We start from the raw sequence: 18358 nt of genomic DNA, 5'->3' as shown, positions 1-18358 counted from the left end.
CTCGCTGGTTTACGCCCTGTAGGAGCTGGCGAAGCCTGCGATCTTTTGATCTTTTGATCTTTCGCTTGAGATTCAAGTGTCTGGGGAAAGATCGCAGCCTCGTTGCACTCGACAGCTCCTACACAGCTCCTACACAGCTCCTACACAGCTCCTACGCGGTGCTATAGCGCCGCACACCGCTGTCCACTGGCGGGATGTGCGCCGCGGTGCTGCCCGAGGCCTGGAACAGCACCAGGTGTTCAGCCGCCACGCGGATGCCGACACTGTCGCCGAGCTGATGGTCGGCGTGGCTGGGGAAGATCGATTCCAATTGCGCGCCTGTTGGCAATTGCAGGCGATACAAGGTTGAAGCGCCCAGGAAGGTCTTGCCGACAATGCTGGCGGTGAGCGGGCTGTCCGGTGCATAGACGATATCGTCTGGGCGCAGCAACACGTCCACCGCACCGCCAATGGGCCAGGTGTAGGCCCGGTTACCGCGCAGGGTGCCCAACTCGGTTTGCACCGACTCCGGGCTGTCGAGCCGGCCGCGAATGAAGTAGCCCTGGCCAATGAAGCTGGCGACGAATGGCGTCAGCGGTTCGTGATACAGGTTGTAGGGCGTGTCCCACTGTTCCAGTCGGCCTTCCTTGAATACCCCGACGTGGTCACTCACGGCGAAGGCTTCTTCCTGGTCGTGTGTGACCAGGATCGCGCTGGTGCCGCGGGCCTTGAGAATATCCCGCACTTCATGGCTGAGCTTGCGTCGCAGCTCGCCATCGAGGTTGGAGAACGGCTCATCGAGCAACAGCAGCTGTGGTTCTGGCGCCAGTGCGCGGGCCAGGGCCACGCGCTGTTGTTGGCCGCCGGACAGTTCATGGGGAAAGCGTTTGCCCAGGTGCTTGAGGTTGACCAGTTCCAGCAGCTCTTCGACGACGCGATCCTTGTCTGGATGCTTGCGAATGCCAAAGGCGATGTTCTCGGCCACGCTCAGGTGGGGAAACAGGGCATAGTCCTGGAACACCATGCCGATACGGCGTTTTTCCGGGGCGAGGGTGAAGCCGGGGCGGGAGATGGTTACACCAGCCAGTTGGATTTCACCCTCGTGCACCGGTTCGAAGCCGGCGATGGCGCGCAACGTGGTGGTCTTGCCGCACCCGGACGAACCGAGCAGGCAACCGATATCGCCGGCATTGAGGTGCAGGTTGAGGTTCTGCACGACCCGCTGGTTTTGGTAGCCGCAGGCCAGGTCATGCAAATTCAGCAGCAGCGAATGGCTCATGCGTGGTGATACGCCGGCTCGACAAGGAACTCGAGCAGTGCCTTTTGCGCGTGAAGGCGATTTTCTGCCTGGTCCCAGGCCACCGAGCGCGGGTCGTCCAGCAAGTCGAAGCTGATCTCCTCGCCACGGTGGGCCGGCAGGCAGTGCATGAACAGCACGTCGGCATCCGCCAGGTCGAGCAAGGCCCGGTTGACCTGCAGCGGCGCGAACAGCTTGAGGCGCTTGGCGGTTTCTTCTTCCTGGCCCATGGAGGTCCAGACGTCGGTGCTCACCAGGTGCGCACCGGCCACGGCCTGTTTCGGATCACGCACGATGGTCACCCGCTCCCCGGCCTTGGCGAGCAGCTCGGCATTGGGGTCATAACCTTCAGGACAAGCAATGCGCAGCTGGAAGTCGAATTGCATCGCCGCTTCTATATAGCTGTTGCACATGTTGTTGCCGTCGCCGATCCAGGCCACGGTCTTGCCCTGGATCGAGCCGCGGTGTTCGAGGAAGGTCTGCATGTCGGCCAGCAACTGGCAGGGGTGCAGGTCATCGGACAGGCCATTGATGACGGGTACGCGGGAATGGGCCGCGAACTCGGTCAGGGTGCTGTGGGCAAAGGTACGGATCATTACTGCGTCGAGCATGCTCGACATGACGATGGCGCAATCGCTGACCGGTTCGCCACGGCCCAGTTGGGTGTCGCGGGGCGACAGGAAGATCGCCTGGCCGCCCAGTTGGATCATGCCGGCTTCGAAAGAGATGCGGGTGCGGGTCGATGACTTCTCGAAGATCATCCCCAGCACGCGGTTTTTCAAGGGCTCGAACAGTACGCCGCGGTTACGCAGGTCCTTGAGCTCCACGCCTCGACGGATCACGCCGAGCAACTCATCGGGCGTGAAATCCATCAGGGAGAGAAAGTGCCTTGCGCTCATGATTGACTACCTTTTTGTAACTGACCGCAGATGCTCAAAGCCTTGTTTATTCAAAAAACGGGCGAGACCTGCGGCAAAAGCCGCACGGGGCGACGAAATAGGGGAAGGCGCGATCTTATAATTAAATGTCGCGTCTTACCAATAGGGCTACGGTTTTTGGGGATTTCAGCGAGGCCATCACGCGAATGCGATGGCATATTTGTGGCCGGTTTCCTGACAGCAGCAACCCATTTGTACACTGGCGCAGCTTGGCTTGGCAATCAAGCGCGGCGGGTGCGCCATGGATGAGGGGCGGTTTATGCCGTGGCACCCCATCCTTTCGCTTGTCTGCTGTGGTTGTGAAACATTTCCTAATGCAAAGGCCTGGGTTATAAATGAGCCACAGCGGTACAGGAGCCCGAAATGGATTCGAAAGAGCAACAATTGATGGAATTGCTGGGGCTGACTGCACGCTCGCTGACGCACCTGACGGCTTCGGTGACTTCCATGTCATTCGAATTGCTGCGCAGCGATGACGAGGTGACCAAGGCCGCGGGCCGCCGGATGATTGATCGCATGGCCACTATCAGCAGCGGCCTCGACGAGCATTGGCGGCTGATTGGCGAGCTCACGGGTGTGCCCATTGCCCAGGAGCAGGTGGAAACCGTCGAAGAAATCCAGATGCTGGCGCCGCCTCCCGACCAGCCTTGATGCCCTGTCATCGGTGGGCCTGATGCCCGGCGATTCACAGGACGAACGTCGCTGGCGCTGCCGGGAATCACGCGCCATAGTTTTGTTCCCGCGGCCGAAAGTGCCCGCCACGAATAAAACAGAGACTGGCCATGACCAAGACTCTCCACCACCGTGCGTGCCATTTGTGTGAAGCCATCTGCGGCTTGACCCTCGAAACCACCGAAACCGACGGCCAGGGCCTGGCGATCACCTCGATCAAGGGCGATGCGCTGGACACCTTCAGCCGGGGTCACATCTGCCCCAAGGCGGTAGCCCTGCAAGATATCCAGAACGATCCGGATCGCCTGCGCCAGCCCATGCAGCGCATCGGCAATGAATGGCACCCCATTGCCTGGGACGATGCCTTCGCATTGGTGGCCGAGCGCCTGGCGGATATCCAGGCGCGTCACGGCCAGAACGCGGTGGCGGTCTACCAGGGCAACCCCAGCGTGCATAACTATGGGCTGATGACCCACAGCAACTATTTCCTGGGCCTGTTGAAAACCCGCAGCCGTTTCTCGGCGACCTCGGTGGACCAACTGCCTCATCACCTGACCAGCTACCTGATGTACGGTCACGGCCTGCTGCTGCCGATCCCGGACATCGACCACACCGACTTCATGCTGATCCTGGGCGGCAACCCGCTGGCTTCCAACGGCAGCATCATGACCGTGCCGGACGTGGAGAAGCGCCTCAAGGCGATCCAGGCCCGTGGCGGCAAAGTGGTGGTGGTCGATCCGCGTCGCAGCGAAACGGCGGCGATTGCCAACCAGCATGTCTTTGTACGCCCCGGCGGCGATGCTGCGTTGCTGTTTGGTTTGCTCAATACATTGTTCAGCGAAGGCCTGGCCCGTGGCAGCCACCTGCCGGTGGACGGCCTGGACGAGGTGCGCGAGGCCGTCGCCACTTTCACGGCTGAAGCCATGAGCCCGCTCTGTGCGGTGCCGGCAGCGCAGATCCGGCAATTGGCCCGGGACTTCGCCGCCGCGCCGTCAGCGGTGTGCTACGGGCGGATGGGGGTGTCGACCCAGGCGTTTGGCACGCTGTGCCATTGGCTGATCCAGGTGATCAACCTGGTCACCGGCAATCTTGATCGAGTGGGCGGGGCGCTGTGCACCGAGCCGGCGGTGGACCTGGTCGCCACCACCTCGGGCGGGCATTTCAATCGCTGGCAGAGCCGTGTGTCCGGGCGTCCTGAATATGCGGGGGAGTTGCCAGTGTCGGCCCTGGCCGAGGAAATGCTCACCGAGGGCGAAGGCCAGATTCGTGCGCTGGTCACCGTGGCTGGCAACCCGGTGCTGTCCACACCCAACGGGCGACAATTGGAGCAGGCCCTGGACGGGCTGGAGTTCATGGTCAGCATCGATTTGTACATCAACGAAACCACGCGTTACGCCGACCTGATCCTGCCTTCGACCTCGGCCCTGGAAAACGATCATTACGACACCACGTTCAACCTGTTCGCGGTGCGCAACGTGACCCGTTTCAACCGGGCGATCCTGCCCAAGCCCGAGGGAGCGCTGCACGACTGGGAAATTTTCGTCGGCCTGGCCAAGGCTTTTGCCGCCCGGACCGGCAAGGAACTCAAGCCGACCATGCCACCGGCGCAGATGATCGATTTCGGCCTGCGCAGTGGGGCATATGGCGACGCCTCGCCGCACAAGCTGTCCCTGGCCACCCTGTTCGATCATCCCCATGGCGTCGACCTCGGCGCACTCAAGCCCAACCTGGCTGCGCGCCTGAAAACCGAAAACCAACGTGTGCAGGCCGCGCCGGCGGTGATTCTTGCCGACCTTGCGCGCTTTGCCGCGTTGCAGGCGCCAAAACCGGATGAGTTGCTGATGATTGGCCGTCGCCATGTGCGCAGCAACAACTCCTGGATGCATAACTTCCATCGACTGGTGAAGGGCAAGCCGCGTCATCAGTTGCTGATGCACCCGGATGACCTCGCCAGTCGCGGCCTTGTCGACGGGCAACGGGTGACCGTCAGTTCGCGGGTCGGCGTCATCGAAGTCGAGGTGCTGGGCAGCCTGGACATGATGAAAGGCGTGGTCAGCCTGCCCCACGGCTGGGGCCATGCCCGGCCGGGCGTGCAGATGACCATTGCCAGCGGACAGCCGGGCTCCAGCGCCAACGACCTGACCGATGATTGTCAGCTCGATGAGTTGTCCGGCAACGCGGCGCTTAACGGCGTACCGGTGAAGGTGGCGGCTGCGTAAAATTGTCTCTGGAGCACGTTCGGCTTTCCGTTACAATGCGTCACCGTGTCGACAACTTAAGTCGCAAAAGTTTTAAGCCGAGGTGCTCCATGGATATCATCGAAACGATTAAAGACCAGATTGCCAACAACACCATCCTGCTTTACATGAAAGGCTCGCCGAACGCGCCACAGTGCGGTTTCTCGGCCAAGGCTGCTCAGGCGGTAATGGCGTGTGGCGAGAAGTTTGCCTACGTGGACATCCTGCAGAACCCGGAAATCCGCGCCAACCTGCCCAAGTACGCCAACTGGCCAACCTTCCCACAGCTGTGGGTGGGTGGTGAGCTGATCGGTGGTAGCGACATCATGACCGAGATGGCCGCTGATGGCTCCCTGCAGACCACGATCAAGGCAGCGGTGGAAGCAGCTGCGGCGAACAAGACCGAAGCCTGATTTATGGACGTTTTCGGCGTGGCCTGAATTCAGGCAATAAAAAGCCCCGCCTCTCGAAAGAGGGCGGGGCTTTTTAGTGGCGTGCTTTCGGGGAAGCTTACTCTTCACCCATCTGCGATTGCAGGTAGTTCTCAAGACCGACTTTGTCGATCAGGCCCAATTGGGTTTCCAGCCAATCGATGTGCTCTTCCTCTGACTCGAGAATATCTTCCAGCAGTTCGCGGCTACCGAAGTCGCCAACGCTTTCGCAATGGGCGATAGCGGCCTTCAGGTCGGCGTGGCCGGTGCGCTCGATACGCAGGTCGCACTCAAGCATCTCGCGAGTGTGTTCGCCGATGTGCAACTTGCCCAGGTCCTGGACGTTCGGCAGGCCTTCGAGAAACAGGATGCGCTTGATCAGCTTGTCCGCGTGCTTCATCTCGTCGATGGACTCGTGGTACTCGTGCTTGCCCAGCTTGTTCAGGCCCCAATCCTCGTACATGCGCGCATGCAGGAAGTATTGATTGATCGCGACCAGCTCATTGCCGAGGATCTTGTTGAGATGCTGGATGACTGTGTTGTCGCCTTTCATGATCAGACCTGCCCTGTAATAGCTGTATATAGGGCAGAGTTTGAGCCGCGCATTTACGAGTGTCAAACCTAAGTTATTGAATAATAAATGAAAATTAATCGGAATAAGAATGTTTGTGTTCCGCGTCTGAACGCTAAGCATTTGATTTACAGGCATAAAAAAACCGGACACTGGGTCCGGTTCCTTGAAATGCTGTTCATCACGCCGCGGTAAATTCTACCGGGTAGGGGATCGAGGCCTGTGCCGTTTGCACTTTGGCGAGGGTTTCACGAACCACTTCCTTGGCCAGGCAGGCACATTTGCCGCATTGGCTGGCTACGCCGGTGGCCTGGCGGACTTCGCGATAGCTGCAGCAACCTTCGTAGATTGCTTCGCGGATTTGCCCGTCGGTGACGCCAGTGCAGAGGCATACATACATAAGTAAGAACCGTCGCTGGTTGTGACTCAATTGAGATGGATCTTAATGTTAACGAGAATGATTGTCAAAGTGGTTTCTCGAGGTTTTGCGCTAGAGTGTTGCCAGGCTGACGGACGGTTCATCCAGGACGACTGAGGCAGCATGAAACGGGGCGGCAATTTTTCGGTGCCACCGAAAAACCGTTGAAGACAGTCCAAATGCGCGGTGTATGATGATCGGCCCTTGCAAGCGGGTTCGTGTCACAGGGCTGTCGCCTGAGGGTGACAGGCTGGCCCGGACCTTGTTTTCACGCTATTACATCAGGAGATATCCAATGAGCGTACTCGTAGGCAAACAAGCCCCAGACTTCACCGTTCCAGCCGTCCTCGGCAACGGCGAAATCGTCGACAGCTTCACCCTGTCCTCGGCCATCAAAGGCAAATACGGCCTGGTGTTCTTCTATCCGCTGGACTTCACCTTCGTCTGCCCGTCCGAGCTGATCGCACTGGATCACCGCATGGATGATTTCAAGGCGCGCAACGTCGAAGTGGTCGCTGTTTCGATCGACTCGCACTTCACCCACAACGCCTGGCGCAACACCCCGATCAACAATGGCGGTATCGGTCAGGTGAAATACACCATGGCTGCCGACATGAAGCACGAAATCGCCAAGGCCTATGACGTAGAGTCCGAAGGCGGCGTGGCTTTCCGTGGCGCGTTCCTGATCGACGACAAAGGTGTTGTCCGTTCGCAGATCATCAACGACCTGCCACTGGGCCGTAACATGGAAGAACTGATCCGTCTGGTCGACGCGCTGCAATTCCACGAAGAGCACGGCGAAGTTTGCCCGGCCAACTGGAAAAAAGGCGACAAGGGCATGACCGCTTCGCCTGAAGGCGTTGCTGCTTACCTGGGCGAGCACAGCGACAAGCTGTAAGCGCACCCCAGGCATAAAAAACCGGCCCATGATGGGCCGGTTTTTTTATAGGTGTTTCAAACCTGTCGGCTGAAACACGGGACCTTATGGCGAGGGAATTTATCTGTGGGAGCAAGGCTTGCCCGCGATGGCAGCGATGCGGTCTTCCAAAAAACCACTCGCCTGCATCGCGAGCAAGCTTTGCTCCCACAGAGTGTCACCGACAGACACAATGGCTCTGCTCTTTAGTCGTCGAAATCCTGCCAGCCACCCATCTCTTTCCACCGGTTGACGATGCCGCAGAACAGCTCGGCGGTCTTCTCGGTGTCGTAGCGGGCCGAGTGGGCTTCACGGCCATCGAAATCGATGTCGGCCGCCTGGCACGCCTTGGCCAGGACGGTCTGGCCGTACGCCAGGCCTGCCAAGGTCGCGGTATCGAAGCTGGAGAACGGGTGAAACGGGTTGCGCTTCATGTCCAGGCGCGCGACGGCGGCGTTGAGAAAGCCCAGGTCGAAGCTGCTGTTGTGGCCGACCAGGATCGCTCGCTTGCAACCGTTGGCCTTGAGTGCCTTGCGCACGCCACGGAAGATGTCGGTCAGGGCCGTTTCTTCGCTGACTGCCATGCGCAACGGGTGATCGAGCTTGATCCCGGTGAATTCCAGGGCCGCCGCTTCGACGTTGGCGCCTTCGAACGGTTCGACACGGAAGAAATAGGTGTGGTCAGGGAACACAAAGCCTTTTTCGTCCATGCCGATGGTGGTCGCGGCGATTTCAAGCAAGGCGTCGGTGGCGGAGTTGAAACCACCGGTTTCTACGTCGACGACGACCGGCAGATAGCCACGGAACCGAGCGGCCATGGGATGGCGGGCGCCGCCCGAACCACCGTTGCCGTCCAGTTCGTCGTCGAAATGATCTTCACTCACACGTTTTCCTCCAGCAGGCGCCAGCGCAGTTTTTCACCGGCGCGCAGCGGGATGACAGCCAGATCGCCGAAAGGCAGGCTGGCGGGGGCAGTCCACTCGTCGCGGACCAGGGTAATACGATCGGTGTTTACCGGCAGGCCATAGAACCGTGGGCCATGCAGGCTGGCGAAGCCTTCGAGTTTGTCCAACGCGTTGCGCTGTTCGAACGCCTCGGCGTACATCTCGATGGCGGCATAGGCGGTGTAGCAACCGGCACAACCGCAGGCCGCTTCCTTGGCGTGCTGGGCGTGAGGGGCCGAGTCGGTGCCGAGGAAAAACTTGGCGCTGCCGCTGGTGGCGGCGTCCAGCAAGGCTTCCTGATGGGTATTGCGCTTGAGGATCGGCAGGCAATAGAAGTGCGGCCGGATCCCGCCCACCAGCATGTGGTTGCGGTTGTACAGCAGGTGATGGACGGTAATGGTCGCGCCGACGTTGGCCGGGGCCTCGTTGACGAACTGCACGGCATCGCCAGTGGTGATGTGTTCGAAGACCACCTTGAGGGTCGGGAAACGCTCCACGACGCGGCGCATGTGCTCGTCGATGAAGATTTTCTCGCGGTCGAACACGTCGACGTCGCCCCGGGTGACTTCACCATGGATCAACAACGGCATGCCGACTTCGGCCATGGCCTCCAGCGCCGGGAAAATCTTGTCGATGCTGGTCACACCGGAATCGGAGTTGGTGGTGGCGCCAGCCGGGTACAGCTTGGCGGCATGGACAAAACCGCTGGCCTTGGCGTCGCGGATCTCTTCGGGCTGGGTGCGGTCGGTGAGGTACAGCACCATCAGCGGTTCGAAGCGGCTACCGGCCGGGCGCGCGGCGAGGATACGCTGGCGATAGCCGTCGGCCTCGGCGGCGTTGCGCACGGGCGGAACCAGGTTAGGCATGATGATTGCGCGCCCGAAGGTGCGCGCGACATCGGCGACGGTATGGGTCAACACAGCACCATCGCGAAGATGAATATGCCAGTCGTCGGGACGCAGCAGGGTCAGGCGGTCGGACATTGGGGGGCTTCCAGGCGGGTCAAACTCTGGGGAATGCTACCGGAAAAGACCGATTCAGGCACCCGCTATCAAGTTCTGCCGCAACTTACCGATAGCTCCTACAGGTGTGCCGCGAATCCGTGCAGCGCCCCGGACAGGCGTCATGCCCCCCTGGCATGCGTCGATCTTTGTATAAAAGTCAGTGGAGCCTCCCGTGCGCCAGCGTTATCTAGCCTTGCTCAGTGTGTTTGCCAGCCTTCCCGCCATGGCGCTCACTTTCCAGACCCGTCTGGAGAGCATTGAGTGGACGGTCGAAGGCGACAAGTTCGAGTGCCGGCTGAGCCAGCCGATCACTGATTTTGGCAGTGGCGAATTCGTGCGTCGGGCCGGCGAACAGGCTACGTTTCGCCTCAAGACCTACAACCCGATGCTTGGCGGTGGTTCGGCAACCCTATTGGCGGCCGCCGCACCGTGGCAACCGGGGCGGGGCGATATCAACCTGGGGTCGGTCAGGATCGGCAGCGGCGATGTACTGTTCAACAGCTCCCAGGTCCAGGCGGGCCGCTTGATCAGTGGACTGATGGAAGGTCGCAGCCCCGTGGTGCGCCGCAACGCCGAAGACGGCCGGGTCTCGGAGGTACGCCTCCTGCCGGTGCGTTTCAGCAAGGCTTTCAGCGATTATCAGGGTTGTGTAGCGAAACTGTTGCCGAAGAACTTTGAGCAGATCAAGCAAACACAGATCGGCTTCCCCGGCGACGGAGTGGTGCTCGACACCCAAGCCAAGGCCCAACTGCAGGTGATGCTCGATTTCATCAAGGCCGACCCGAGCGTCAACCATGTCGAGCTAGATGGCCATTCTGATAACAGTGGCAACCGCTTGACCAACCGTGAGCTGTCGCGCCGCCGGGCCCTGGCGGTCCAGGACTTCTTCAAGGCCAATGGCTTCCAGGAGTCGCAGATTACCCTGCGCTTCCACGGCGAGCGTTACCCCCTGGTGCCCAACACCAATGCCGCCAACCGTGCCAAGAACCGTCGAGTGGTCGTGCGCCTGGAGCGCGTGGCGCCGACCGAAGCGCCGGCACCTGCTGCGCAGCCCGCGCCCACTGCGGCGCCGGCCAAGACACCCGCCGTCGCGCCCGCCGGGGCGACTTCGCGCACGTCCTGAGTCGATTTTGACCGTCGCACGCTCGACATAATCTGTCGCTTCGTCGTCATAAGCTGTCGCGCCCCTGTAAATTATCCGCGCTGGACGTTAGACTTCACGGCTTTCCGTACAACCCGTGGAGTGATGGCATGGCGGACGTAAACAAGGTCGTTCTGGCGTATTCCGGCGGCCTGGACACTTCGGTGATCCTCAAGTGGCTGCAGGACACTTATAACTGCGAAGTGGTGACCTTCACCGCTGACCTGGGACAGGGCGAAGAAGTCGAGCCTGCACGCGCCAAGGCCCAGGCCATGGGCGTCAAAGAGATCTACATCGATGACCTGCGCGAAGAATTCGTCCGCGATTTCGTGTTCCCGATGTTCCGCGCCAACACCGTTTACGAAGGCGAGTACCTGCTGGGTACGTCCATCGCCCGTCCGTTGATCGCCAAGCGCCTGATCGAAATCGCCAACGAAACCGGCGCCGACGCCATTTCCCATGGCGCCACCGGCAAAGGCAACGACCAGGTGCGCTTCGAACTGGGTGCCTATGCCCTCAAGCCGGGCGTGAAAGTCATTGCCCCGTGGCGTGAATGGGACTTGCTGTCCCGTGAAAAACTGATGGACTACGCCGAGAAGCACGCGATTCCGATCGAGCGCCATGGCAAGAAAAAATCCCCGTACTCGATGGATGCCAACCTGCTGCACATCTCCTATGAAGGCGGCGTGCTGGAAGACACCTGGACCGAGCACGAAGAAGACATGTGGCGCTGGACCGTCTCCCCGGAGAAGGCTCCTGATACCCCGCAATACCTGGAACTGACCTATCGCAACGGCGATATCGTCGCGCTGGACGGCGTTGAGATGAGCCCGGCCACCGTGCTGGCGACCCTGAACCGCATCGGTGGCGAACACGGCATCGGTCGCCTGGACATCGTCGAAAACCGCTATGTGGGCATGAAGTCCCGCGGCTGCTACGAAACCCCAGGTGGCACCATCATGCTGCGTGCCCACCGGGCGATCGAGTCGATCACCCTGGACCGCGAAGTGGCTCACCTCAAAGATGAGTTGATGCCCAAGTATGCCAGTCTGATCTACACCGGCTACTGGTGGAGCCCTGAGCGTCTGATGCTGCAACAGATGATCGACGCCTCCCAGACCAACGTGAACGGTGTCGTGCGCCTGAAGTTGTACAAGGGCAACGTGATCGTGACCGGGCGCAAGTCCGACGACTCGCTGTTCGATGCCAACATCGCGACCTTCGAAGAAGACGGCGGTGCCTATAACCAGGCTGACGCGGCCGGCTTCATCAAGCTCAACGCCCTGCGCATGCGCATCGCGGCGAACAAGGGTCGCAAGCTGTTCTGACCTTGGCTGTACAAAGAAAACGGCCTGCTTCGAGCAGGCCGTTTTTTTACCTCTTCTTTTGCGCAGGCCCATTCGCCGTAGCGCTGCCCCACGATCGCTCATTCATCCTGCCCTGGTGCGGCACGCTCGGTGCTGTTGTAGATGATGCACACAACGATGCCAGTGCGCTTTACGTGCACAGACTGGCAGGTTTCGATCAGATGCCCCGATTGGCTGCACACAATGAAAAGCGTGTCCGCTGATTCGCGCCCGTGTCGTTGAAAACGTATCAACAGCCACTCTTTGGCCTTTCCCGCCCGGCGCAGGATCCGTTTACGCCGACAGGGCGAATCATCCATGGTCTTTATGAAATGTTTGCTCTTGCGAAAATCTGAAGGTGAGTACAGGGAACGATAATTGAAATTGAGGGTGATGAAAAAAAGCAGCAATAGATAAAAAGGAAAACTGATCAAGAACCAAAGATAGTATTCACGATCGTCATCATCCAGAAAGGGTAACGAAATGGCTGCGGACGTTTCGGATAAAGTTGCAAATATGGCAATGAGAGTCATGGGGTTGGTGATGGTTTTCAAAGGTTTGTTCATGGTAAATGCTCATGAAATATTCATGCTCGGTGAGTGGGCTGGAAAGTGGTTGTCTATGCTTGATAAATATAGGTGTGGTTGCAAAGGCTGCCGATGCTGGATGTCGGGTGCCTGAGTGTGTTTTATATATGAATCTTCTTCCTGGAGTGAGTGGAAGGTAGTTTTAACAGTAAATAATTCAGTTACTTTCTATGAGTGAAGTGTTTTTCAACGGGGTTTCCGCAGCTGGGTATGGCGCTGAAAGAGCGCATTGTTCATAGGGTTGCCGGGTTGTTGAGAGAGGTCATTTTTTCTCGGTAAAAAAATTCATGACACATTTTTTCTGGGGTAATTCGTAGGAATTTTCTGTATAGCTTGTAGGTTCTGTCTCTCGGTGCGAGCGTTCAGGGGGGGGCAGCATGCCAAGGTAGAAATGACTAGGCTATTGTGCGTGCTCTAAAAATTCGAACAGCGAAGTTGGATTTGCCCATGAATAAAGTGCTGATCGTGGATGATCATCCCGTCATTCGTCTTGCTGTACGTTTGCTGATGGAGCGTCATGGTTATGAAGTCGTTGCCGAAACCGATAATGGCGTCGATGCTTTACAGTTTGCCCGCGAACTTATGCCCGATATCGTCATTCTCGATATCGGTATTCCGAAGTTGGACGGATTGGAAGTCATTGCTCGCCTGACGACTATTCCTTCACCCATGAAGGTGTTGGTGCTGACTTCCCAGTCGCCGGGACATTTTTCGATGCGCTGTATGCAGACGGGGGCGGCCGGATATGTATGCAAGCAACAGGATCTTACCGAGTTACTGAGTGCTATCAAGGCAGTACTGTCCGGCTACAGTTACTTTCCCAACCAGGCACTGCATACGGTGCGGTCGAGTCTGGGCAATGCCAGTGAGTCCGATATGGTCGATCGATTATCGGGGCGCGAGATGATGGTCTTGCAGCAACTGGCGCGCGGAAAGACCAACAAGGAGATCGCCGATGGAATGTTCTTGAGCAACAAGACCGTCAGTACCTACAAGACGCGCCTGTTATTGAAGCTCAATGCCCGTTCGCTGGTCGACCTGATCGAACTGGCACAGCGCAATGGGTTGGCGTGAGTTTACGGAACACGCGTACAGTAAAAAGCCTCCATCAGGGAGGCTTTTACGTGTCAGAGGTCAAAGTCATAATCGGCCAGTTGCTTCTGCAGGCGGCGCTCTTCCAGCAGGTTATCAATGGTGCGGCGCTTGCTCAGGTTGGTTTTCGCCACTTCCACGACCACAGGTTCGACGTCGTCGGCCTCAGCGGCGATGAATTCGTCTTCTACATCCAGTTGTTCTTTGCCAGCACTCATGGGTTCGACTCCAGGCTAAGACTGCCATTGGCGCTCCTTATATCCATAAACCACGGGCGGGTAAAAAAGATTTTTTCAATCGATGGATCGATAAAAGCAATAGCGTCTCAATCGTCGGAGGTCTTGTGCTTGTATTCGCATAAATCTTCGATTCGGCAGCTGCCGCAGCGAGGCTTGCGGGCCAGGCAAACGTAACGCCCGTGAAGGATGAGCCAGTGATGGGAGTCCAGCAGGAATTCCTTGGGGACAAATTTCATCAGTTTCTTCTCGACCTCCACCACGTTTTTGCCGGGGGCCAGCCCGGTGCGGTTGCTGACGCGGAAAATGTGGGTGTCGACCGCCATGGTCAACTGCCGAAACGCGGTATTGAGCACGACATTGGCGGTTTTGCGGCCGACCCCCGGAAGGGCTTCCAACGCTTCGCGAGTCTGCGGGACTTCACCGCCGTGGCGCTCGATCAGCAGGCGGCAGGTCTCGATCACGTTTTTCGCCTTGCTGTTGAACAGCCCGATGGTCTTGATGTACTCGGACAATCCTTCGACGCCCAGGGCATGGATCGCCTCCGGCGTATTGGCCACCGGGAACAGTTTGGCCGTGGCTTTGTTGACGCCGACGTCGGTGGACTGGGCTGACAGAATGACTGCGATCAGCAACTCGAACGGCGAGGAATAAGCCAGTTCGGTTTTCGGTTCCGGGTTGTCCTCGTGAAAGCGACGAAATATTTCCAGGCGTTTTGCGGCGTTCATGGGCGCGGCGTTTCCTTAACGGATGAATGGGGTTTGGCGGTCGTCCAGGCCTGTCGGGCCGCCAACAGCAGCCCAAGCAGAATGAACCCGCCAGGGGCGAGCAGGGCCAGGGGCAGGCCGCTGCCGATCAGCCCACGCACGGCGCCCAGGCTGATCATCAAGAGGCCAAACAGCCCGGCCAGCCTGAGGCGGCCGGACCAGCGAGACTCAACGAAGAAACCTTCGTGCTCCAAGGTCACGCAGCTCAGGGCGATCCAGCCAACGTAAAGGCTCAACGGTCGATAAAGCTCCAGCGCCCAGGCCTGGACGACAAGGCCAGTGCAGGTGGTCAGGGTCGCGGCCAGTACGATGGAGGCGAGCAGCCGTTGACAGGCTGTCAGGCGTTGCCGGACAAGCCCCATTGCCAAGCCATGGCTGAAAAGAACCCAGGCCCAGGCCAGCCATAACCCCAGCGCGCCAACCAGCGAACCGCTCGCGCCAACCAAAGGGACGAGCAGCAGGCCGTGTGTCAGTGCCCATGGCTTATTCATTTGCAGCCACCCCCATCAACTGAGCCTTGTGCTCGTCGAAGTAACGCAACGCATCGTGAACAGCCTGCAGGACCGCCCGGGACGTCACTGTCGCGCCTGTCAGTTGATCGAACTGGCCCTGGTCCTTTTTCAAGGCCCAGCCGCTGTCATCAGGCGCCTGGCGTGATTTACCCGTGAAAGTCTGCAACCAGGCATTCGGCCAGCCGGCAATCGCCGCGCCCAATCCGGGTGTCTCGGATTGACGCAAGGTCTTGACGCCCAGCAACCGGCCTTGTGGCTCGATGGCGATCAACAATTCGATGCTGCCTTCATAACCCAGCGCCTGGCTACGCAGCAGCACGGCGCTGGGTTGGCCGCTGCGAGTCGCCAGGTAGCCACCCAGCAGCGTGCTATGGGCCAGGGGCACCGAGGCTGTGACAACGGGGTGCGCCAAAGGCTGGTTATCATAGTGGTCGGTGGGCAGCACCTCGAGCAAGGCCCTGTTCGCCAGTGCTTGTCGCTGGGCCTCGATGCGCCCGGTCGTGCCCAGGTGCGTGAGGTAAGTGGCACCGACACCCAGGCCGATCAACAAGGTCAGGAGTGCCACGCCGACGGGATTGTTCATGTCAGTGGCCGCCGTTGTCGCGCCTCGGCAAACCGGTCCAGCGCCGGCACGCCGAGGTTCATCAGCAACACCGCGAACGCCACGCCGTCCGGGTAGCCACCCCAGGTGCGTATCAGATAGACCAGCAACCCCATGCCCGCGCCAAACAGCAGGCGGGACAGAGGGGCCTTGGCACCCGAGACCGGTTCGGTCGCGATAAAAAATGCGCCGAGCATGGTTGCGCCGCTGAACAGATGAAACAGCGGCGAGCCATGGGAGTCGGAGCCCGAGCCGTTCCAGCACAGCAGGCTGACGATGGACAGGCTCACCAGCATGCCCACCGGTGCATGCCAACTGAACACCCGTTGCTGCAGCAGAAACAGACCACCCGCCAGGAAGGCCAGGTTGACCCATTCGACACCCCGGCCCCCGAAGCGTCCGAACGCCGGATCGTTGGCGAACAGTTCATCGACGGTCAGGCTCGTGTTGATCCGCACACTTTCCAGCGCGGTCGCCCCGGCCCAGGCATCGGGCGTCGGATGAGCGCCGAATACCTGCTGCAAGCCTTCAGACAGGCCCATGCCGTGGAGCGCCGGCCAGTGACTCATCTGGGAAGGAAACGCCACCAGTACCAGGGCGTACCCGAGCATCGCCGGGTTGAACGGGTTGCTGCCGACGCCGCCCCACAGGTGCTTGCCCAACAGCAAGGCGCAAGCGGCCGCCGTGACGGTCAGCCACCAGGGGCAATAGGCCGGCAAGGCCAGGGCCAGCAGCGTGGCGCTGACCAGCGCGCTGCCATCGTTCAGGTCGGGCTTGAGTGGCCGGCGTCGCAGGCGCAGCACCAACGCTTCGACCGCCAGCGCAGTGACGCCGGACAACAGCAAGTTGAGCGCCACGCCCCAGCCATGGAACCACAGCAACGCCAGCGTGCCGGGCAGTGTCGCCAGCAACACTCGCGTCATTGCTTGGCGCAGCCGTTCGTCCACTGGCTCAAGAGGCGGCATGGGCGTCCACCTGGCGTTCGGCATCCTTCACCGCTTGTTCCAATGCCTGCAGTTGTTCATCCGATGCCGTAGCTGCCCGGGCTTTGCTGAGTTCGGCGCGGCGCATCGCCAGTTGGATCTTGGCCCGCTTCAGCTCGGCGTTTTGCGTCGGTGCAGGGGTTGGCGCGGCCGCGGGTGCGGCGTTTTCCAGTTGGCTCAAGGCCTGTTCGGCCGCTTCGAACTGGCGTTGCAGCACGATCAGTTGCGACTGCTGCTCGAAGGTGGGCGGGTGGCCGAAGGCTTTCAAGGATTTGTTCAATTGCGCCCGGCTCATGGCCAGCTCAACCTTGGCTTTTTTCAAGGCGGCATCGGCGGTGGCGGCTTTTTGCGCGCGCACGCGTTCCAGTGCCGCTTGTACGGGATCGAGTGCCTGATCCTGGGTTTGAACCTGGGCCTGCGCCGCTCGCTGGGCCCGAGCCAGGCGTTCGGCCTGGCGCTGCTCTTCTTCGCGGCGCAGGCGCGCATTGCGTTGTTCGAAGCGGCGCCGGGCATGATTGCGCTTGGCGGTTCGCGCCTGCTGTTCTTCGGCGCTGAAAGCCAGGCCGCCGACGATCGGCAGCACGTTTGCCGTCGGCAGAGGGTGCATTTCAATGCAATCGACCGGGCAGGGCGCCACGCACAGATCGCAGCCTGTGCATTCGTCGATGAGGACGGTGTGCATCAGCTTGGCCGCGCCGACAATCGCGTCCACCGGACAGGCCTGGATGCACTTGGTGCAACCGATGCATTCGGCTTCACGGATAAAGGCGATTTGCGCCGGGGCCACGCCGCGGCTGGTGTCGAGCTCCAACACCGGTATTTTCATCAGCTCGGCCAGGGCGGCGAGGGTTTCACGTCCCCCGGGCGGACATTTATTGATCGGCTCGCCCTGGGCGATGCCTTCGGCGTAGGGCTTGCACCCGGGATGGCCGCACTTGCCGCATTGGGTCTGCGGCAGCAGGGCGTCGATACGTTGAATCAGGTTCATGTTTTGACCAGCCCGCGCAATCCGAGAAAGGCCACCGCCATCAGCCCGGCGCTGATCAACTGAATCGGCAGGCCCCGAAAGGGCAAGGGAATATCGTTATTGAAGGTGCGCTGGCGCAGATCGTCGAACAGGCTCAGCACCAGCCAGAAGCCCAGCCCGGCGCCCAGGCTCAGGGCCACGGCGTGGACCAGGCCTCGGTCATCCTGGCCGTTGAGCAGCGTGACCCCCAGTATGCCCGCATTGCCGAGCAACAGCGGCCACAACCCCTCGAACGGCATTGCCGGGAGCCCGCGTGCCAGCAGGCGCAGCAAGGGGGCGATCAGCAACACGCTCAAGGACAGCCACGCCAGCAGGCGCAGCGAGACCAGGTTTGTCGGCGCCAACAGCCCATGATCGACCAGATAGCCCAGGGTGCCGACGATCAGCATCAGGCATGCCGTCGCCAGCCCCAAGGCGTGTACCTGCCTCCTACCGTTGACCGCCAGCAGCGGATCGACGCCCAGCGGCCAATGCAACACCAGGTTGTTGATCAGGGCAGCGCTGAACAGCGTGAGGACGATTTCGGTCATGGGCGTGTTGGCGACAAAGGGCCTGTTACAAGATTAGGCATTATCCGGCACGCCGCAGGCGTGGGCCAGATATGAAAATCCCACAGCCACCGGCATGGCGGCTGTGGGATCGGTGCAGCGAGCGGTCGT

The 18358-nt window shown here is 60.1% G+C and carries 21 protein-coding genes; 7 read left to right on the top strand and 14 right to left on the bottom strand.

All coding sequences use genetic code 11. From position 1 onward, the window contains the following. Positions 1–151 precede the first annotated feature (151 nt). Complete coding sequence (locus AC09SL_RS10055; RefSeq protein WP_058542205.1) at positions 152–1258, bottom strand: ABC transporter ATP-binding protein; 1107 nt, start codon at positions 1256–1258, stop codon at positions 152–154. Further along, positions 1255–2175, bottom strand: a complete 921-nt coding sequence (gene argF / locus AC09SL_RS10050) for an ornithine carbamoyltransferase (protein WP_058542206.1) — start codon at positions 2173–2175, stop codon at positions 1255–1257. Before argF ends, AC09SL_RS10055 begins: the two co-directional genes overlap by 4 nt. A 402-nt stretch (positions 2176–2577) precedes the next feature. Between argF and AC09SL_RS10045 the strand changes: the two genes are divergently transcribed. The 3 genes from AC09SL_RS10045 to grxD all read left to right on the top strand — a co-directional run bounded on the left by AC09SL_RS10045 (position 2578) and on the right by grxD (position 5536). Further along, positions 2578–2865, top strand: a complete 288-nt coding sequence (locus AC09SL_RS10045) for a hypothetical protein (protein WP_003204960.1) — start codon at positions 2578–2580, stop codon at positions 2863–2865. Between the two features lie 131 nt (positions 2866–2996). Then, a complete protein-coding gene (locus tag AC09SL_RS10040) occupies positions 2997–5105 on the top strand; it encodes a molybdopterin oxidoreductase family protein (protein WP_058542207.1) in 2109 nt (702 codons plus the stop codon). Positions 5106–5194: 89 nt separating this feature from the next. Then, the gene (grxD, locus tag AC09SL_RS10035) at positions 5195–5536 is read left to right on the top strand and encodes a Grx4 family monothiol glutaredoxin (RefSeq protein WP_058542208.1); all 342 of its coding nucleotides are present in this window, start codon (positions 5195–5197) and stop codon (positions 5534–5536) included. A 97-nt stretch (positions 5537–5633) separates the two neighbouring features. On the opposite strand, the gene bfr is transcribed toward grxD, so the two are convergent. Continuing rightward, entirely contained in the window at positions 5634–6107 is a 474-nt protein-coding gene (gene bfr, locus AC09SL_RS10030; protein ID WP_058542209.1) for a bacterioferritin, read from the bottom strand. Positions 6108–6306: 199 nt separating this feature from the next. After that, positions 6307–6525 (bottom strand): bacterioferritin-associated ferredoxin, encoded by a 219-nt coding sequence (locus tag AC09SL_RS10025; RefSeq protein WP_003178704.1) that lies wholly within the window; start codon positions 6523–6525, stop codon positions 6307–6309. Between the two features lie 313 nt (positions 6526–6838). On the opposite strand from AC09SL_RS10025, the gene AC09SL_RS10020 reads away from it, so the two are divergent. Then, the gene (locus AC09SL_RS10020) at positions 6839–7441 is read left to right on the top strand and encodes a peroxiredoxin (RefSeq protein ID WP_003204949.1); all 603 of its coding nucleotides are present in this window, start codon (positions 6839–6841) and stop codon (positions 7439–7441) included. A 224-nt stretch (positions 7442–7665) separates the two neighbouring features. On the opposite strand, the gene rnt is transcribed toward AC09SL_RS10020, so the two are convergent. Continuing rightward, positions 7666–8343, bottom strand: a complete 678-nt coding sequence (gene rnt / locus AC09SL_RS10015) for a ribonuclease T (protein ID WP_003204947.1) — start codon at positions 8341–8343, stop codon at positions 7666–7668. Next, complete coding sequence (gene pyrC, locus AC09SL_RS10010; RefSeq protein ID WP_058542210.1) at positions 8340–9386, bottom strand: dihydroorotase; 1047 nt, start codon at positions 9384–9386, stop codon at positions 8340–8342. Before pyrC ends, rnt begins: the two co-directional genes overlap by 4 nt. A 193-nt stretch (positions 9387–9579) precedes the next feature. On the opposite strand from pyrC, the gene AC09SL_RS10005 reads away from it, so the two are divergent. Both AC09SL_RS10005 and AC09SL_RS10000 read left to right on the top strand, forming a co-directional pair. Next, positions 9580–10530 (top strand): flagellar protein MotY, encoded by a 951-nt coding sequence (locus tag AC09SL_RS10005; protein ID WP_058542211.1) that lies wholly within the window; start codon positions 9580–9582, stop codon positions 10528–10530. 128 nt (positions 10531–10658) lie between these two features. After that, entirely contained in the window at positions 10659–11876 is a 1218-nt protein-coding gene (locus tag AC09SL_RS10000) for an argininosuccinate synthase (RefSeq protein WP_053124536.1), read from the top strand. 98 nt (positions 11877–11974) lie between these two features. Here AC09SL_RS10000 and AC09SL_RS09995 read toward each other — a convergent pair whose 3' ends face one another. Continuing rightward, on the bottom strand, positions 11975–12460 hold the full coding sequence (locus AC09SL_RS09995) for a hypothetical protein (RefSeq protein ID WP_058542212.1): 486 nt from the start codon (positions 12458–12460) through the stop codon (positions 11975–11977). A gap of 468 nt (positions 12461–12928) precedes the next feature. On the opposite strand from AC09SL_RS09995, the gene AC09SL_RS09990 reads away from it, so the two are divergent. Then, positions 12929–13555 (top strand): response regulator transcription factor, encoded by a 627-nt coding sequence (locus AC09SL_RS09990; protein ID WP_058542213.1) that lies wholly within the window; start codon positions 12929–12931, stop codon positions 13553–13555. A 53-nt stretch (positions 13556–13608) separates the two neighbouring features. Here the strand turns inward: AC09SL_RS09990 and AC09SL_RS09985 are convergent, their stop codons facing one another. The 7 genes from AC09SL_RS09985 to AC09SL_RS09955 all read right to left on the bottom strand — a co-directional run bounded on the left by AC09SL_RS09985 (position 13609) and on the right by AC09SL_RS09955 (position 18229). After that, positions 13609–13791, bottom strand: a complete 183-nt coding sequence (locus AC09SL_RS09985) for a PA3496 family putative envelope integrity protein (RefSeq protein WP_003204937.1) — start codon at positions 13789–13791, stop codon at positions 13609–13611. A gap of 107 nt (positions 13792–13898) precedes the next feature. After that, on the bottom strand, positions 13899–14537 hold the full coding sequence (nth, locus tag AC09SL_RS09980; RefSeq protein ID WP_058542214.1) for an endonuclease III: 639 nt from the start codon (positions 14535–14537) through the stop codon (positions 13899–13901). Further along, entirely contained in the window at positions 14534–15067 is a 534-nt protein-coding gene (locus AC09SL_RS09975; RefSeq protein ID WP_058542215.1) for an Rnf-Nqr domain containing protein, read from the bottom strand. The genes nth and AC09SL_RS09975 overlap by 4 nt, the downstream gene beginning before the upstream one ends. Next, positions 15060–15671: an RnfABCDGE type electron transport complex subunit G gene (locus tag AC09SL_RS09970; RefSeq protein ID WP_058542216.1), complete on the bottom strand. Its 612-nt coding sequence runs from the start codon at positions 15669–15671 to the stop codon at positions 15060–15062. Before AC09SL_RS09970 ends, AC09SL_RS09975 begins: the two co-directional genes overlap by 8 nt. Beyond that, positions 15668–16654, bottom strand: coding sequence for an RnfABCDGE type electron transport complex subunit D (locus AC09SL_RS09965; RefSeq protein ID WP_058542217.1), 987 nt, complete (start codon positions 16652–16654; stop codon positions 15668–15670). The genes AC09SL_RS09970 and AC09SL_RS09965 overlap by 4 nt, the downstream gene beginning before the upstream one ends. Then, positions 16641–17660, bottom strand: coding sequence for an electron transport complex subunit RsxB (gene rsxB / locus AC09SL_RS09960; protein WP_058542218.1), 1020 nt, complete (start codon positions 17658–17660; stop codon positions 16641–16643). The genes AC09SL_RS09965 and rsxB overlap by 14 nt, the downstream gene beginning before the upstream one ends. Continuing rightward, positions 17657–18229, bottom strand: a complete 573-nt coding sequence (locus AC09SL_RS09955; protein WP_058542219.1) for an Rnf-Nqr domain containing protein — start codon at positions 18227–18229, stop codon at positions 17657–17659. Before AC09SL_RS09955 ends, rsxB begins: the two co-directional genes overlap by 4 nt. Positions 18230–18358 lie beyond the last annotated feature (129 nt).

This window comes from Pseudomonas sp. PF05, assembly GCF_056521845.1.
This window is presented reverse-complemented; position numbering and strand designations above follow the sequence as displayed.

Coding starts and splice junctions, on each gene's coding strand:
- AC09SL_RS10055 (WP_058542205.1), bottom strand. CDS start 1,258: ATGAGCCATTCGCTGCTGCTGAATTTGCATGACCTGGCCTGCGGCTAC.
- argF (WP_058542206.1), bottom strand. CDS start 2,175: ATGAGCGCAAGGCACTTTCTCTCCCTGATGGATTTCACGCCCGATGAG.
- AC09SL_RS10045 (WP_003204960.1), top strand. CDS start 2,578: ATGGATTCGAAAGAGCAACAATTGATGGAATTGCTGGGGCTGACTGCA.
- AC09SL_RS10040 (WP_058542207.1), top strand. CDS start 2,997: ATGACCAAGACTCTCCACCACCGTGCGTGCCATTTGTGTGAAGCCATC.
- grxD (WP_058542208.1), top strand. CDS start 5,195: ATGGATATCATCGAAACGATTAAAGACCAGATTGCCAACAACACCATC.
- bfr (WP_058542209.1), bottom strand. CDS start 6,107: ATGAAAGGCGACAACACAGTCATCCAGCATCTCAACAAGATCCTCGGC.
- AC09SL_RS10025 (WP_003178704.1), bottom strand. CDS start 6,525: ATGTATGTATGCCTCTGCACTGGCGTCACCGACGGGCAAATCCGCGAA.
- AC09SL_RS10020 (WP_003204949.1), top strand. CDS start 6,839: ATGAGCGTACTCGTAGGCAAACAAGCCCCAGACTTCACCGTTCCAGCC.
- pyrC (WP_058542210.1), bottom strand. CDS start 9,386: ATGTCCGACCGCCTGACCCTGCTGCGTCCCGACGACTGGCATATTCAT.
- AC09SL_RS10000 (WP_053124536.1), top strand. CDS start 10,659: ATGGCGGACGTAAACAAGGTCGTTCTGGCGTATTCCGGCGGCCTGGAC.
- AC09SL_RS09995 (WP_058542212.1), bottom strand. CDS start 12,460: ATGAACAAACCTTTGAAAACCATCACCAACCCCATGACTCTCATTGCC.
- AC09SL_RS09990 (WP_058542213.1), top strand. CDS start 12,929: ATGAATAAAGTGCTGATCGTGGATGATCATCCCGTCATTCGTCTTGCT.
- AC09SL_RS09985 (WP_003204937.1), bottom strand. CDS start 13,791: ATGAGTGCTGGCAAAGAACAACTGGATGTAGAAGACGAATTCATCGCC.
- nth (WP_058542214.1), bottom strand. CDS start 14,537: ATGAACGCCGCAAAACGCCTGGAAATATTTCGTCGCTTTCACGAGGAC.
- AC09SL_RS09975 (WP_058542215.1), bottom strand. CDS start 15,067: ATGAATAAGCCATGGGCACTGACACACGGCCTGCTGCTCGTCCCTTTG.
- AC09SL_RS09970 (WP_058542216.1), bottom strand. CDS start 15,671: ATGAACAATCCCGTCGGCGTGGCACTCCTGACCTTGTTGATCGGCCTG.
- AC09SL_RS09965 (WP_058542217.1), bottom strand. CDS start 16,654: ATGCCGCCTCTTGAGCCAGTGGACGAACGGCTGCGCCAAGCAATGACG.
- rsxB (WP_058542218.1), bottom strand. CDS start 17,660: ATGAACCTGATTCAACGTATCGACGCCCTGCTGCCGCAGACCCAATGC.
- AC09SL_RS09955 (WP_058542219.1), bottom strand. CDS start 18,229: ATGACCGAAATCGTCCTCACGCTGTTCAGCGCTGCCCTGATCAACAAC.